The organism is Colwellia ponticola (assembly GCF_005885605.1).
In the GTDB taxonomy this organism is placed as follows: Bacteria; Pseudomonadota; Gammaproteobacteria; order Enterobacterales; family Alteromonadaceae; genus Colwellia; species Colwellia ponticola.
This window is the reverse complement of sequence record NZ_SZVP01000092.1, coordinates 1-466: the sequence shown is the minus strand read 5'-3', so window position 1 is coordinate 466 and position 466 is coordinate 1. Positions and strand designations below refer to the sequence as shown.

Here is a 466-nt window from a genome sequence, read left to right as displayed (position 1 = left end):
ACCGGGCAGGTCGTGCGAATCAACGGCGCCGAACTGATGCTGTGCACCCATCCGGGCATTCTCGATCCGGTCCTGCGGCGCGACACCTGGACCGTCGATGCGATCGCCAAGGCTTTCGCCACCGACCTCGCGCACCGCCAGCAGCCAGCGGGAGTGCACCGCGTGCGCACCGAGTTTCTCGACTGAAGCACAACGGGTTTGCGGACGGAGTCCAGCCACGCGGCCCGGCGGGTAAGGCGGGGGCATGACCAAGATCACGCGGGCTGGAAGTCGATCTCCTAGAGGTCGCCCGGACGCTCGCTGAGCACGGTGGCGACCGTTCGCAGAACCAAGGGGGTCGATTTTCGTTCGCCGGCGCGGCGGCGTGCCGTCCTGGGCGGTGGATCCGCAGGTGAACGCGCCTGTACGCTTCGCGTCCGGCCAGGGCTAGACCGCACCTGACCGGCAGCGCGATCCCCCAACGAAG

1 protein-coding gene is annotated in these 466 nt (G+C 68.5%); it reads left to right on the top strand.

All coding sequences use genetic code 11. The features are described 5' to 3' along the window. A partial coding sequence (locus tag FCS21_RS16855) for a hypothetical protein (protein ID WP_222927990.1) occupies positions 1-186 on the top strand: 186 nt, incomplete at its 5' end. Positions 187-466: the final 280 nt, after the last annotated feature.